A 13442-nucleotide genomic window follows, 5' to 3' on the forward strand; every position below is an offset into this window, starting at 1 on the left:
TGAGAGACGGGCACAGACGCGCGCGGACGCCCGCAAGGCCACGCCGCGCGCGGCGGATGGCTACCCGTTCGGGGGCATGGGGGGGAACAGCTCCATCAACCCGGTCACGACCGGCAAACCGTGGGTGCAGCATGCCCGATGACATCCGGCCATTGCCACCCCGGCCCGACGATGAAGCCCTCCGGCAGGCGGTGGAGGGTGCGCCAGTCCGGGCGGCGGGCGATGGCGGCAGCTTCGTGGCGGCCGGAGCCGGTGATCCGGGAGAATGCCCTGTGGTTGCATTGGGGCACCATGACGGCCGGTATTTCTTCCTATCCGCCAGCGGCGAAAAGCGGGTCATGGCCGTCCGTGACATGACAGCCAATGGCCTGTTGAGCCTGTTTGCGGGCGACAGTTCATGGCTGATCGAGCACTACCCCGCAGTAGACAAGATGGGCAATGACATTGACGACTTCTTGCCCCGGCTCGTCGTCGGGTATCTGATCCGTGCCTGCGAGCGCGCGGGCGTGTTCGATCCGGACATGCGCCTGCGTGGCCGGGGCGTGTGGCGCGGTTTGCCCGGCGCTGATGGGCGGCCTGCCGCCGTCGTGCATGTGGGGGATCGGGTTGGGAGGGTCGAAGCCGGCGCTGTCTACTGGAACGCGCCCGGCTGGCGAGAGGGTGCCGTCGTGTACCCGTCCGCCCCCAGGATGGACCCACCACTCTTCGACACCCCGGCTGCCGTTGGTGATGGGCAAACGCTGCTGGATCATTTCCGGTTGTGGAAGTTCATCGACCCTGCTGACGCTGACCTGTTCCTTGGATGGGCTGCGGTGGCGTTGCTGTCCGGCTATCCGAAGTGGCGTGCGCATGCCCAGGTCGCGGCGGAGCATGGCGCAGGCAAGTCCGCGCTGTGCGAGTTGCTGGAAGCGCTGTGCGGCCCGATGGGGGTGCCGATGAACGGCTTTTCCGAAGCGGGTGTCCGGCAGGCACTGAGCGATGAAGCGCGCGTCGTGCTGCTGGACGAAGCGGAAGGCGACGCCACCGGGGCAATGCAGCAGGTTATCGGCCTGATCCGCCGCATGTCGGGCAGCACGGGCGCGAACGTCAGCAAGGGCAGCCCTGGCGGCCTTGTCCAGCGCTTCACCGTCATCGGTTGCGCTCTGATGGCCGGCATCAATCCTCCGCCATTGGCTCCACAGGATCGGTCACGCATCCTCCGCTTCGACATCCTGAAGGCTACCAGTGACCCCGCCGCCGCCGCACGGGTTGATGCTGCCATCACCTGGGCACGGAAGATGAGCGGGCGGTTCCGCGCGCGGGTCTTGCTGGGCGCCCAGCGCTTCGCTGGGGCCGTGGATGCCTACCGCGCCGCTCTGATGGCCGCGCAGTGCGACGGCCGACAGGCCGACGTGCTGGCCGTGGCGCTCGCTGGCCGTGACCTGTTGCTTTACGACGATCCGCCGGACAGCGACAGCATGGAAGAGGTGGTCGGTTCGCTGGCCGCCCGGATCGCCTCCATGCGGGCCGATGACCGTGAAGACAACGATGCGCAGCAGTGCCTGAACCACCTCATGACCTTCATCCCGGATCATTGGCGGTCCGGGACGCGGGCGACCGTGGGCGACCTGATCGCTGAGGCCCGGACAGAGCCGAAGGGCGAAGGGGAGAACGGGAAGGCTTTGCGGACCTACGGGATGCGCATCGAGATGGACGATATCGGCACGCCGTTCCTGCTGGTCGCCAATAGGCACGGCGGGCTACGTCGCATCTTCCACGGCACACGGTGGGCGGAAGGCGGCTGGGTGGGCACGCTCCGACGATTGGGCACCGACGTGACCGCGACCGAAGAGACCAAGCGCTTCGCTGGCGGTGTCAGCCGGGCCACGCGCATTCCCGCGAATTACCTGCCGTGGGTCGAGGAAAGCGGCTGAGTTGCGGCAGTCGGCTATCCGCTACCTTCGGTATGCAATCGTGTCGTTTCAATGGGTTAGGCGTAACGGTGTAACGGTAAGCGTAACGGCTCAGTGTTACGCCTAATCCACTGAAAGAACATGATTTTTTGAATGTGTAACGGTGTAACGGTCGATTTTCCCTCCCTAATGTGCGCGCGCACATCTGCAAGGCCAAAACGACCGTTACACCGTTACAAAGTCAAATTGTCTAATGGGATCAAAGCGTTAAGCGTAACGGGCTGGTGTTACGCCACCGTTACACCGTTACACGGGCCGGGCTGGCTTTGGGATCGGGAGTATCAGGCATGGACGGAGATTTTGCAATGCAGGTGGATGACGGTGACGGGCTGGTCACCGGTCGCCTGCGCGACCTGCCGGAGCGGGGCGACCCGGCCGTGCCGGGGCTGGTGTGCGGGCGTGGCTGGGTGGCGCTGATGTACGCCCGTGGTCGGCTGGACGTGTCGCAGCTTGCGGCGGCAGTCGACATCGGGCGCGGGCTGGCGATTGCGATCCCGACCGCGTCGGGGCTGCGGGCGGTGGACCCGTCCCGGCTGGTGGTCGATGGCGGCAACCGCACCAGCCCGCCGCTGGGGCCCTCGGGCGGTACAGTGTCGTGGGAGCTGGCGGAGGGACCGGCTTGGCGGTTGGAGCGGTGGTGTGCGAGCGTGCGTGCGGCGGGCAAGGCGGGCAGGCTGCGCGGGCGGCACCGGACGCTGTATCTGGACGTGGCGGTGATGCGAGTGGTCACCGGGGAGGCCGAGCCGCGCGGGCTGGACGTGGAGTTGGGCTTGCGCAATGGCCGGGTGTCGGAAGCCGTCTTGAAGGCGCTGGGCGGGTACGCCGCAACATTCGGTCTCGGTGTTCCGAAAAATACCGCTTGACGGACATGGGGACGTTTGGGTTAGCCTCTCCGCTAGATTGAGGTAGTGCGCCCGGCCGGAGTAACTCTCCCGCCGGGCGCACTGCGTTTCAGCCCTGCCCAACATGCCCTGGAAACCGAAGAAACCCTGCGCCCGTCCCGGCTGCGGTCGATTGACCGATGGCCGCTTCTGCGATGCCCACGCCGCCGAAGACCGGCAACGCCACGACCGCGCCCGTCAGGAAGCGCAGCCGTGGCGTGGCTGGTACAAGGTCAAGTCGTGGCTGGACATCCGGGCGTGGCGGCTGTCGGTGGAGCCTCTGTGCCGCATGTGCGCGGAGCACGGCTTGACCGTCGCGGCGACTGTGGTCGACCACGTCAAGCCGCACCGGGGCGACCGCGCGCTGTTCTTCAACCGCGAGAACACCCAAAGCCTGTGCAAGCCCTGCCACGACGGGCCGAAACAGGCGGCGGAGCGGGCGGCCCGCGGCCAGTCGGCCCGAGGGGTGGGGGGGGTCTGATCCTTGGAACCTTTCGGCCCACGGACCGGTGTCTCAAGGCAACGCGCGCGTTCGCGAAATTGGGAAATTATTTTTTTTGAGCGGCGGCAGTGACCAGGGGACGGAAGCCAAAGGCGGAGGCGTTGAACGCCCTCGCCGGCAACCCCGGACGGCGCAAGCGAGCGGCGGCCCCGGCGACGGAGGCCCCGCCTGCCGTCGCGTCGACGGAGCCGGTTTCGGAGTTCGCGCCTCCCGCCAGCCTGACCAAGGGCGAGCGGGAGGTGTGGTTGGAGGAGCTGCCCCGGTTCCTGTCCACCGGCCTGGGGCGACCGTCCGACCTGACCACGTTCCGTGCCTACTGCGAGGCCCGCGCCCTGTATCTCCGGTGCAAGAAGGTGATCGACCGCAAGGGCATCACCTATTCGACCGAAACCGGCTATGTGCGCACCCGGCCAGAGGTAGGCGTGATGAACGCCCAGGCCCGGCTGATGGCGAAGTACAGCGACCAGCTGACCCAGAACACCAAGGCGCGGATCAGCACCGCGGCGCAGCTCGGCGCCGCGCGCCAGTACCAGTTGCCTCTTCCCGATGCGGCGTCCCCGGCGGCGCATTCCTCGGATGCCACCAAACCCCAGGCGAATCATGACGATCCAGTCGGCTGGCTCCAGTGATGCCGTGACCGTCACCCCGCCCACCGAGGCGGAGGTGATTGCGTTCGCGGAGGCCCATGCTGCCGCCGTGGTGGACCGCCTGTGGGAGCGCTACGCCAACGATCCCCGCTTCGTCTTCGACAAGGCGGCGGCCGAAAAGGCGTGCGACTTCTTCCCCACCTTCCTGCGGCATTCGAAGGGCCGGCTGGCCGGCAAGCCCTTCCACCTGAAATATTGGCAACGCCGCGTCGTCAGCATCATCTTCGGCTTCAAGTGGGCATCCACCGGCCGGCGGGTGGTGCGCCGGGCGTACCTGTTCATCGCCCGCAAGAACGGGAAGAGCACCTTCGCCGCCGGTCTGGCGCTGCTGCTGCTGCTGGCCGGCGAGCGGTCGGCCGAAATCTATTCCGCCGCCGCCGACCGCGAACAGGCCAGCATCGTCTTCCGCGAGGCCGCCAGCATGGTCCTTGCCTCGCCCCCGCTTTCGCGCGTCTGCGAGGTGTTCAAGCGGTCCGTCATCTGTGCCCGCCTGATGTCAAGCTATGGCGTTCTGTCGTCCGACGCGGAGACGAAGCACGGGCTGAACCCCTCCGGCATCATCTTCGACGAGCTGCACACCCAGCCGAACCGCGATCTGCTGGACGTCCTGCACACTGCGGTGGGTGCCCGCGAAGAGCCGTTGGAAGCCCTGATGACCACGGCGGGCTCCCGCCGTCAGGGCATCTGCTGGGAGGTGCATGAGCAGGCCGTGCGGGTGCGTGACGGCGTCGATGACGATCCGTCGCTGTTGCCCATCCTGTTCATGGCGGATGAGGCGGACGACTGGACCGATCCGCGCACCTGGGCGAAGGCGAATCCCTCGGTGGGCGACGCCGTGTCGCTCGAGTATCTGGCGCAGGAATGCGCCCACGCCAAGCGTGTGCCTGGTTATGAGAACACGTTCCGCCGCCTGCATCTGAACATGTGGACGCAGCAGGACACCCGGTGGCTGCCGATGGCGGATTGGCAGCAGTGCGCCGGCCCGGTCGGCTGGAAGGAACTGGCCCGCTTCCTGTTCGGCCGTCCGTGCTTCGGCGCGCTGGACCTGTCCAGCACGACCGACATCACCGCCTGGGTGAAGCTGTTCCCACCGCAGGGCGATGACGATCCGTGGTTCATCGTCCCCCGCTTCTTCGTGCCGGAGCGCAATATCGACCTGCGGTCCCGCCGGGACCGGGTGCCGTACGACCTCTGGGCGCGGGATGGGGCCATGACAGCGACCCCCGGCAACGTCGTGGACTATGGCGCGGTGGAGATGGCAATCCGCGAGGATGCGGGCGCCTATGGCCTGATCGAAGCCCCCTATGACCGGTGGAACGCCACCCAGCTCGTCACCAACCTGACGGCGGACGGTCTGCCGATGGTGCCGTTCGGTCAAGGCTTTGCGTCCATGTCGGCCCCGGCCAAACGGTTCGAAGCCATGGTCGTGGGGCATGAGCTGGCCCACGGCGGACACCCGGTGCTGCACTGGATGGCTGAGAACGTCGCCATCGACCGGGATGCCGCTGACAACATCAAGCCGAACAAGGCGACCAGCGGCGAGCGCATCGACGGCATCGTCGCCGCCGTCATGGCGCTGGGCCGCGCAATCGTCTTCGACGGCGGGGGACAAGGCGTCGAAATCCCTGCTGACTATGAGGTGCCCTTGGCATGATGACGATGTTTCGCCGCATCCTGGGGCAGGAACAGGACGAAGCCCCGGTGCGCAACCCGGCCGACGATCACTGGTACACCTCCGTCGACGGCGCAATCTCCTTCGCTGAAACCTCCGGTGTGGTGGTGTCGGCGCGCGCGGCGTTTCAGGTTCCGGTCGTGCTGGACTGCCTGAAGCTGCTGTCGGAAACCGTGCCGTCCCTGCCCCTGAAGGTGTTCCGCAAACTGCCGAACGGTGGGCGCGAGGAAGCCGACCGACACCCATTGGCGGACCTGCTGGCGCTTCGCCCCAACGGCTTCCAGACATCCTGGGAGTTCATCGGCCAGATGCAATGGTGGCTGGCATGGCACCGCAACGCCTATGCCGAAATAGTGCCCGGCCCGCGCGGTGCGGTCGATCAGTTGATTCCGCATCACCCGTCGCGGGTCGCCCCCCGCCGCAACGGCAGGGACGTTTGGTACGATGTCGCTGACCAGTACACCGGCCAGTCGCGCCGTCTTCATTCGTCGGAGATGTGGCACCTGCGGGCGCTGCCGTTCACCGATGATGGTTTGGCCGGGGTGCCGGTGCCCCAGACCAGCGGCAACATCATCGGGGCCGCCATTGCCGTGCACTCCTATGGCGCTCGCTACTTCAAAAACGGCGGGGAATCCGGCGGTATTCTGGAAGCGCCGGCCGGCACATTCAAGACTCCGAACGACCGCGACAACTACATGAAGGCGTGGCGGCGTGCCCGGACCGGCGGAAATCAGCACCGGGACGCCATGCTGGAACATGGGATCAAGCTGAACCGGCAGCAGATCGACAACCAGAAAAGCCAGTTCCTGGAAACCCGACGTGATCTGGCTTTGGAACTCACGCGCATCTGGCGCGTCCCGCCGCACAAGGCCGGGATCATGGACAACGGCACCCGGTCGAACGTCGAACAGCAGTCCATCGACTTCGTCACCGACACCATGCTGCCGTGGCTGGAGCTGTGGGAAAGCAAGATCAATGCGGACCTGATCCTCTCCCCCAACTTCTTCGCCGAATTCAATGTCTCCGGTCTTCTGCGCGGCGACCTGAAATCCCGCTACGAAGCCTTCTTCCAGGGCCGTCAGGGCGGCTGGCTGTCGATCAACGACATTCGGAAGATGGAGAACATGAACCCCATCGCCAACGGCGACGACTACCTGCAACCGCTCAACATGGCCCCGGCCGGCAGCAAGCCGCCGGCCGCTCGGGCCGACACCCAGGCCCCCGCGCCTACCGATCTTCCTGCACCGACCCACTGAGGGAATGCCGATGTCCGACCTGACCGACGACGGGGCGATGGCCGCGGAGCTGCGCTATGCCCACGTCATCCGCGCCGTGTCCGAAACCCCCTGGGCGATCATGCCCGGCATGCTGGCGGTCATCACCGACCTGCTGGCGTTTCGCGCGGCCGGCGGCCGGCTGTCGAAGGAAGACATTCGTCAGCGGATCGCAGAGGCCCAGGCGGGCAAACCGGCGGCGGACAGCGCGCGGGTGGGCAGCGCCCGGAGCGGGGCCATCGCCGTCCTGCCGCTGTTCGGCGTCATCACGCCACGCGCCGGCATGTTCGCCGACGTATCGGGCATGGCGGCGCTGGACCGCTTCCGGGCGCGCTTCCGGGAAGCCTTGGCGGATGAACAGGTCGGAACGATCCTGATCCGCGCAGACACCCCAGGCGGTTCGGTCGATCTGGTGCAGGAAGCCGCCGACGAAATCTTCAATGCCCGTGGAAAGAAGCGTGTCGTCGGCATCGCGGACACCATGGCGGCATCGGCTGGGTACTGGCTCCTGTCGCAGTGTGAAGAACTGGTCGTGACACCCTCCGGCGAAGTCGGCTCCATCGGCGTCTTTTCCGCCCACACGGAATACACCCAGGCCATGGAAAAGGCCGGGGTCAAGACGACGCTGATCCGGGCCGGCAAGTTCAAGGCCGAAAGCAACCCCTATGAGCCGCTGACCGAAGAGGCGCGCGGAGCCATGCAGGCTCGGGTGAACGACTATTACGACAGCTTCGTCAAGGCGGTCGCCCGCGGTCGCGGGGTGAAGTCGGCTGACGTGCGTGGCGGCTTCGGGGAGGGGCGTGTCGTCGGCTCCAGCGAAGCCAAGTCGCTGGGCATGGTCGACGGCGTCGCCACCTTCGAAGACACGCTGTCCCGGTTGGCTGGCCGCTCCGGTGGCAGCGGCTCGCGCAATGCGGTGGCCGACGACAGAATCCTCTCCTTCGTCTGACCCCTTTCACATCGCCGCCCCGTCCATCCCGCCCGCCGGCATCGGCGCGGCGGCCCTTTGTCTTGTCCCCGTGGAGTAGTTGACATGCCCAACCTGAAAGAGTTGCGACAGGCCGTTTCCGATCTGAAGACGGAAGGTCGCAAGAAGTTCGCAGAGCTGAACGCCCTCCGCGCCAAGGCCAGCCGCACCGATGCGGATGAGGCGGATATCGCCAAACTCGACGGCGAAATCAACGCACTGGAAGCCAAGGTGGCGGAGGCCCAGGCTGCCGTCGAGGCGGAGGAAAAGCGTCTCGACCGCGAGCGCTCCTTCGCCCCGCTGTGCAACGAGGCGACCGAGGGGCGGGGCCGCTCCGCCGCGGGCGACTTCTCATCCAACGAGCCGAACCCGGCGCTGACCTATGGCTTCCACGACATGGCGGAATTCGCCATGGCGGTGAAACAGGCGACGCCCGGCGGCGGCAACATGGTGTCGGTGGATCAGCGCTTGGTCGGCGCCGGCCCCACCAACGTCCAGACCGCCAACGGGACGGACGACGGCTTCATGGTCCCCCCGATGTTCCGTGACGGCATCTGGGAACTGGTCTTCGACATGGAGGACATCCCGAGTTGGGTCGACGGCGAGCCCACCTCCGCCCGCGAGGTGAAGCTGCTGGCCGACGAGTCGACCCCCTGGGGTGCCGGCGGTATCGAAGTGCGGTGGCGGTCGGAAGGCACCCAGATGACCGGCAGCAAGGCCCCGCCGGCCGCGCCGCGCTCGGTCCCGCTGGAGCCGCTGTACGCCTTCGTCACCGCCGACGAAGACCTGTTGGAAGACGCGCCCCGCCTCGCCAACCGCCTGACCAACAAAGCGGCCATCGCCATCAACTGGAAGATCGGCGATTCGATCATCTATGGCGACGGCGTTCAGAAGCCGCTGGGCTGGATGAAGAGCCCGGCCAAGATCGCGGTCGCGAAGAAGGCCGGTCAGGCGGCCAAGAGCATCGTCGTGGAGAACGTGCTGGACATGTACACCCGCCTGCTGACGCAGCCGGGTGATTCGCCGTTCTGGATGGCGAACCGGGACATCGTGCCCCAGCTCGTCGTGATGCAGATCGGCGACACCCCGATGTGGACGCCGCCTGTCGCCGGCCTGAAGGAAGCGCCGGGCGGCTTCCTGCTGGGGCTGCCGATCCGCTGGAGCGAGCATGCGGAGAGCCTGGGCACCGAAGGCGATCTGCAACTGCTGTCGCCCAAGGGCTACTACATGCCGAAGAAGGCGTCCGGCATCCGCTTCGACACCTCCATCCACCTGTATTTCGACTATGGGCTTCAGGCGTTCCGCTGGACCTTCCGCCTGGGCGGCCAGCCGCACCTGTCCAAGCCGGTGCAGCCGGCCAAGGGCGACACCTCCAAGTCGCACTTCGTCACGCTGGCGACCCGCGCGTAACCACCCCAGCAGCACCTGAGGAACCACCATGACCGTGAACACCACCGTCCTGACCACTGCCCATGCGGCTGTGGTCGGCTCCATCCCCCCTCGCTCGCACGGACCGGGGGCGTCGTCCTGCACTTGGGTCAACATGTCCACCTTCGCCGCCATCCAGGCGGTGGTGTCCACCGGCCTCCTGTCGGTCGGCGCAACCGTCAGCGCCAAGCTGGAGCAGGCGAAGGACGCCGCCGGCACCGGGGCGAAGGACATCACGGGCAAGGCCATCACGCCGCTGACCGAAGCCGGCGACGATGACAATGTGCAAGCCGCGATCAACTGCCGAGCGGCCGACCTCGACGTCAACGGCGGCTTCACCCATGCCCGCCTGACCGTGACCTCCGCCGGAGCCGATGCCAACACGACGGCGCTGGTCTTCGGCTTCGCCCCCCGCTACGGCACCGCCGCCGACAACAAGGCGGCGTCGCTGGTGGAAATCGTCCCGTGACCGGTGGCGCGGGCGGCGGCACTGCCGCCCGCCCCCTGGAGTGAATGCCATGGGCTTGAAGCTGATCACCAAACCGGCGGCCGAGCCGGTTTCGCTGGCCGAACAGAAGCTGCACATGCGGGTCGACGGTGCCGACGAAGACACGCTGATCGAAGCGCAGATCGTGGCCGCCCGCATGCTGTGCGAAAGCCATCTGTGTGCCGCCATCGTCACCCAGGTGTGGGAATGGACGCTGGATGGCTTTCTCCACCGGCTGGAAATCCCGCACGGGCCGGTGATGTCGGTCGACAGCGTCTCCTACGTCGATTCCGCCGGTGTCTCCCGCACACTCGACCCTGCGGCCTATCAGGTCGACGTGACCGAGCGGCCGGCGGTGATCCTGCCTGCCCCCGGCGCGGCATGGCCGCGCACCCGCGCCCAGCTCGCCGCGGTGACGGTGCGCTTCACCCTGGGATTCGGCGATGCCGCGGAGGTGCCCGGCAACATCAAGTCCGCGGTGAAGCTGCTGGCCGCGCATCTCTATGCCAACCGGGAGCCCATCAACATCGGCAACATCGTGAACGAACTGCCCTTCACCGTGGCGGCCTTGCTGAGTATCCGACCGCCAATGGGGGGTTGGGTCATGACCCGCCCCCTTCTGGTCATGGGCTTTGCCGCCTGCCTCTTCGACGATCTGAAGGCGCTGGGGCCGCTGGCCTGCGACGTGATGGCGATCAACCGGGCCGGCATCGTCGCGGACGCTGCCCTGGATCATTGGGTTTCGCTGCATCCTGACCAGCTCGCCGGCTTCATGGACCGGCGCGCGGCGCTGGGCAAGCCGGACGGCTTCACCGCCTGGGCGCCTGCCGCCGGGCATGGAATCGCCTGCGTCACCACCGACGTGGAGCGCTTCGGCACGTCGGCCCTCTACGGCGTCCGCATCGCCCTGCATAAGCTGGGCTACCGGCGGGTGATCCTGGCCGGGGTGCCGTTCGATGACGCCATGCCCTATGTCGGCGGCGCGCCGATCCCGCAGCCGCTGATCGGGCATCAACGCGCGTGGCGGCTGGCCCGGCCGGAGCTGGCGGAGCGGGTCCGTTCGCTGTCCGGTTGGACCCGCCGCCTGCTGGGTGCGCCGTCCACCGCCTGGCTGGAGGCCGTCCGATGATCCGCATGGGCGAACTGGATCAGCGGGTGACGATCCAGGCCGAAACGGAAACCCCGGACGGGCGCGGCGGCTACACCAAGGGATGGAGCGCCGTCGCCACCGTCTGGGCGCGCGTGCGCCCGCTGTCGGGCCGAGAGCGCCAGAACGCCCAGCAGACCGAAGCATCGGTCAGCTACGGCGTGGTGATCCGCCGCCGCACCGACGTCACCACTGCCTGCCGGCTGATCTGGAACGGCAAGGTGATGAACATCCGCTTCGTCGGCGAAGCCGGGACGCGCGATCCTTGGCTGTCGCTCGAATGCGAAGCCGGGGTGCCGGTCTGACCATGGCCCGCCGCCGCAGCCGGGTGAAGGGAGCGCCGCAGCTCATGAAGACGCTGCGGACCCTGCCGGACCTTGTGACCGAAGAGGTGAAGGAAGCGGTGTCGGATGCCGCCTTCGCCGTATTCGCCGATGCCGTGCGCCTGATGCCGAAGCCGGGGTCGGGACACCCCTATTCCGATGGCACCTTGCTGCGCCGCTTCGCCGTCAAGTTCACCCAGGGCGGACTGGCGGCGCGGGTCGGATCGTGGGGCCGTGGCCGGGCCGCGCATATATCGCTGGTCGAGTTCGGAGTGCATCCCCACGACATCCCCATGCCGGACGGCAGCGTGCGTCACCACCCCGGTGCGCCGGCCCAACCCTTCCTCATGCCGGCCTATCGGCTGAACCGGAACAAGGCCATCGCCGGTATCCGGGCCGCCGTCATCCGGGCCATCCGCCGCGCGGCGGCCGGCGAGAGCGCAACATGGTCGCCGGAGCTGGCAGACGCGGCGGCCGAACAGATCACCGACGACCAGATCGTTGAGCTTATTGGGTATCCGAAGAAATGACCGTGCTTCCTGGGTCTTTCTTCGCGGCTTCCAAGCCAAGTTCGATCAGTCGGCGGATCGCATCCGCTTCGACGCGGACGCGGTTTTCGTACATCCAGTCGTCGATTGCTTTCCACTCGGACGGGGCAAAAGAGACGACTTTCCTTACGGTGCGGGGTTCGTTGCTCATTGCGCGAATATGCGCAAACAGGCGCAGTGTGTCAACTGATGCAGTTTACCTGTTGCTACAGATGCAGTGATGCAGTACGTAAACTGCATCACTGCGGCCGGGGCAAATGTTCGCCCATTCGCCCCGGCCTAACCACCGCTGACCTGTTGCGAGGTACAGATATGGCTGCCCAGAGACATACCACATCCATGACGCGCCGCACTCTGCTGGCGAGCGCCGTTGCATCAGGCCCCGCCATCGCTGTTGCGGCGGCCGGGTCGGCTGCTGCTGTTGATTTTACACCGTCCAGCGATACAGCGTTGCTGATCGCATGGAGCGATCACGTCACCGCCACCCGTCGCCGCGATGCACTGCCGGATGACGCCACAGACGCTGCTGTTGCACAGTGCGACGAAATGGATGATGCCGCCCGCGCGCTGGTCGAAAGCCATCCTGCCCGCACCAATGCCGGCATCCTGATCAAGCTGCGCTACCTGTTTGAGACCTTCGGCGGCAGCGACGCCCATGCCGCCGCCGCCATGGAACTAAGGCCCCCGACCTCCGCCTGTCTGGAAGATCACCGCCACCGCCTGCTGTGGGCGCTCATCACCGACATCGAGCGGATGGAGGTGCGGGCATGACCGCGATGTTGGAAATCGTCCCGTTCCCGCCGACCGGAGACACGCTGTGGGCGTGTCGGAATGATGATGGGCGAGTTGTCGTTTCGGTCAGGCCGATCTGCGAAGCGCTCGGCTTAACGTGGGGAAGCCAGTTCAATCGGATCAAGCGCACGCCGTCTCTGTCCACAACCATCTTCATGATGAAGACGGTTGCCGCCGATGGCAAAGTGCGCGAAGTGCTCTGCCTGCCCCTAGACCTCATCCCCGGCTGGCTGTTCGGGGTGGATGTCAACCGGGTCAAGCCCGAGCTGCGCGACCGGCTGATCGCCTATCAGCGCGAATGCCACCGCGTGCTGTTCGATCACTTCGCCGGCACCGTCCGCAACGCCATCGACATGGCAGCGGTCGAAGAGGTGTCGATGGTCGATCCCGTCGATGCGGCGATTGACCTTCCCGGCCCCGACCGCACGCTTGGCCTCTGGCTCGGCATCATCCGGGAAGCCCGCCTGATCGAAGGACGGGATGCGGCGCGCCGGCTGTGGCGGCAATCCCCCCTGCCGCCCCTCGACGGCACCGCCGGCATCCTGGGGCCGGAATGGGTGGAAGCCTTCCTCGCCGCCTGCACCGATCATGTGCCCGGTGTCCGCCTCGCCTCCGACGAGCTGTGGCGCTCCTATCTGGCATGGTGCGGGCGGAACGGCATCGACCCCATCACGCGCGTGTCCTTCGGGCGCGCTCTGACCCCGCGGCTCCGCTCCACCAAGGCCAGCCGCATCTATTACCTCGACGTCCGCTTGAAACGCTGACCGCGTTCTGAACCGACCAATGCTGAACACCAATCAGGGCGCCTTCCGGGCGCCCTTC

15 protein-coding genes are annotated in these 13442 nt (G+C 66.8%); 14 read left to right on the forward strand and 1 reads right to left on the reverse strand.

The features are described 5' to 3' along the window. Window positions 1–131 precede the first annotated feature (131 nt). The 12 genes from ABMY26_RS36560 (at window position 132) to ABMY26_RS36615 (ending at window position 11810) form a co-directional block, all read left to right on the forward strand. Window positions 132–1913, forward strand: coding sequence for a hypothetical protein (locus ABMY26_RS36560; protein ID WP_372400766.1), 1782 nt, complete (start codon window positions 132–134; stop codon window positions 1911–1913). Between the two features lie 326 nt (window positions 1914–2239). Then, on the forward strand, window positions 2240–2815 hold the full coding sequence (locus ABMY26_RS36565; RefSeq protein ID WP_372400767.1) for a hypothetical protein: 576 nt from the start codon (window positions 2240–2242) through the stop codon (window positions 2813–2815). A gap of 151 nt (window positions 2816–2966) precedes the next feature. After that, on the forward strand, window positions 2967–3314 hold the full coding sequence (locus tag ABMY26_RS36570; RefSeq protein ID WP_372400768.1) for an HNH endonuclease: 348 nt from the start codon (window positions 2967–2969) through the stop codon (window positions 3312–3314). Window positions 3315–3436: 122 nt separating this feature from the next. Further along, the gene (locus ABMY26_RS36575; RefSeq protein WP_052710356.1) at window positions 3437–3964 is read left to right on the forward strand and encodes a P27 family phage terminase small subunit; all 528 of its coding nucleotides are present in this window, start codon (window positions 3437–3439) and stop codon (window positions 3962–3964) included. Then, on the forward strand, window positions 3936–5636 hold the full coding sequence (locus tag ABMY26_RS36580; protein ID WP_372400769.1) for a terminase large subunit: 1701 nt from the start codon (window positions 3936–3938) through the stop codon (window positions 5634–5636). The genes ABMY26_RS36575 and ABMY26_RS36580 overlap by 29 nt, the downstream gene beginning before the upstream one ends. Beyond that, the gene (locus ABMY26_RS36585) at window positions 5633–6910 is read left to right on the forward strand and encodes a phage portal protein (protein WP_372400770.1); all 1278 of its coding nucleotides are present in this window, start codon (window positions 5633–5635) and stop codon (window positions 6908–6910) included. Before ABMY26_RS36580 ends, ABMY26_RS36585 begins: the two co-directional genes overlap by 4 nt. A gap of 10 nt (window positions 6911–6920) precedes the next feature. Continuing rightward, window positions 6921–7877: a S49 family peptidase gene (locus ABMY26_RS36590; protein WP_372400771.1), complete on the forward strand. Its 957-nt coding sequence runs from the start codon at window positions 6921–6923 to the stop codon at window positions 7875–7877. 84 nt (window positions 7878–7961) lie between these two features. Further along, entirely contained in the window at window positions 7962–9305 is a 1344-nt protein-coding gene (locus ABMY26_RS36595; protein WP_372400772.1) for a phage major capsid protein, read from the forward strand. A 28-nt stretch (window positions 9306–9333) separates the two neighbouring features. Next, a complete protein-coding gene (locus ABMY26_RS36600) occupies window positions 9334–9792 on the forward strand; it encodes a hypothetical protein (RefSeq protein ID WP_045585106.1) in 459 nt (152 codons plus the stop codon). Window positions 9793–9841: 49 nt separating this feature from the next. Then, window positions 9842–10939 (forward strand): hypothetical protein, encoded by a 1098-nt coding sequence (locus tag ABMY26_RS36605; RefSeq protein WP_372400736.1) that lies wholly within the window; start codon window positions 9842–9844, stop codon window positions 10937–10939. After that, window positions 10936–11262 (forward strand): phage head closure protein, encoded by a 327-nt coding sequence (locus tag ABMY26_RS36610; protein WP_372400737.1) that lies wholly within the window; start codon window positions 10936–10938, stop codon window positions 11260–11262. The genes ABMY26_RS36605 and ABMY26_RS36610 overlap by 4 nt, the downstream gene beginning before the upstream one ends. Window positions 11263–11306: 44 nt before the next feature. Next, window positions 11307–11810 (forward strand): hypothetical protein, encoded by a 504-nt coding sequence (locus ABMY26_RS36615; RefSeq protein WP_372400738.1) that lies wholly within the window; start codon window positions 11307–11309, stop codon window positions 11808–11810. On the opposite strand, the gene ABMY26_RS36620 is transcribed toward ABMY26_RS36615, so the two are convergent. Then, complete coding sequence (locus ABMY26_RS36620; protein WP_372400739.1) at window positions 11788–11979, reverse strand: hypothetical protein; 192 nt, start codon at window positions 11977–11979, stop codon at window positions 11788–11790. The genes ABMY26_RS36615 and ABMY26_RS36620 overlap by 23 nt on opposite strands. A gap of 188 nt (window positions 11980–12167) precedes the next feature. Here ABMY26_RS36620 and ABMY26_RS36625 point away from each other — a divergent pair, with 188 nt between their 5' ends. Beyond that, window positions 12168–12599: a hypothetical protein gene (locus ABMY26_RS36625; RefSeq protein ID WP_372400740.1), complete on the forward strand. Its 432-nt coding sequence runs from the start codon at window positions 12168–12170 to the stop codon at window positions 12597–12599. Then, window positions 12596–13384: a phage antirepressor N-terminal domain-containing protein gene (locus ABMY26_RS36630; RefSeq protein ID WP_372400741.1), complete on the forward strand. Its 789-nt coding sequence runs from the start codon at window positions 12596–12598 to the stop codon at window positions 13382–13384. The genes ABMY26_RS36625 and ABMY26_RS36630 overlap by 4 nt, the downstream gene beginning before the upstream one ends. Window positions 13385–13442: the final 58 nt, after the last annotated feature.

It is taken from the genome of Azospirillum sp. HJ39, assembly GCF_041507355.1.
GTDB lineage: Bacteria > Pseudomonadota > Alphaproteobacteria > Azospirillales > Azospirillaceae > Azospirillum > Azospirillum thiophilum.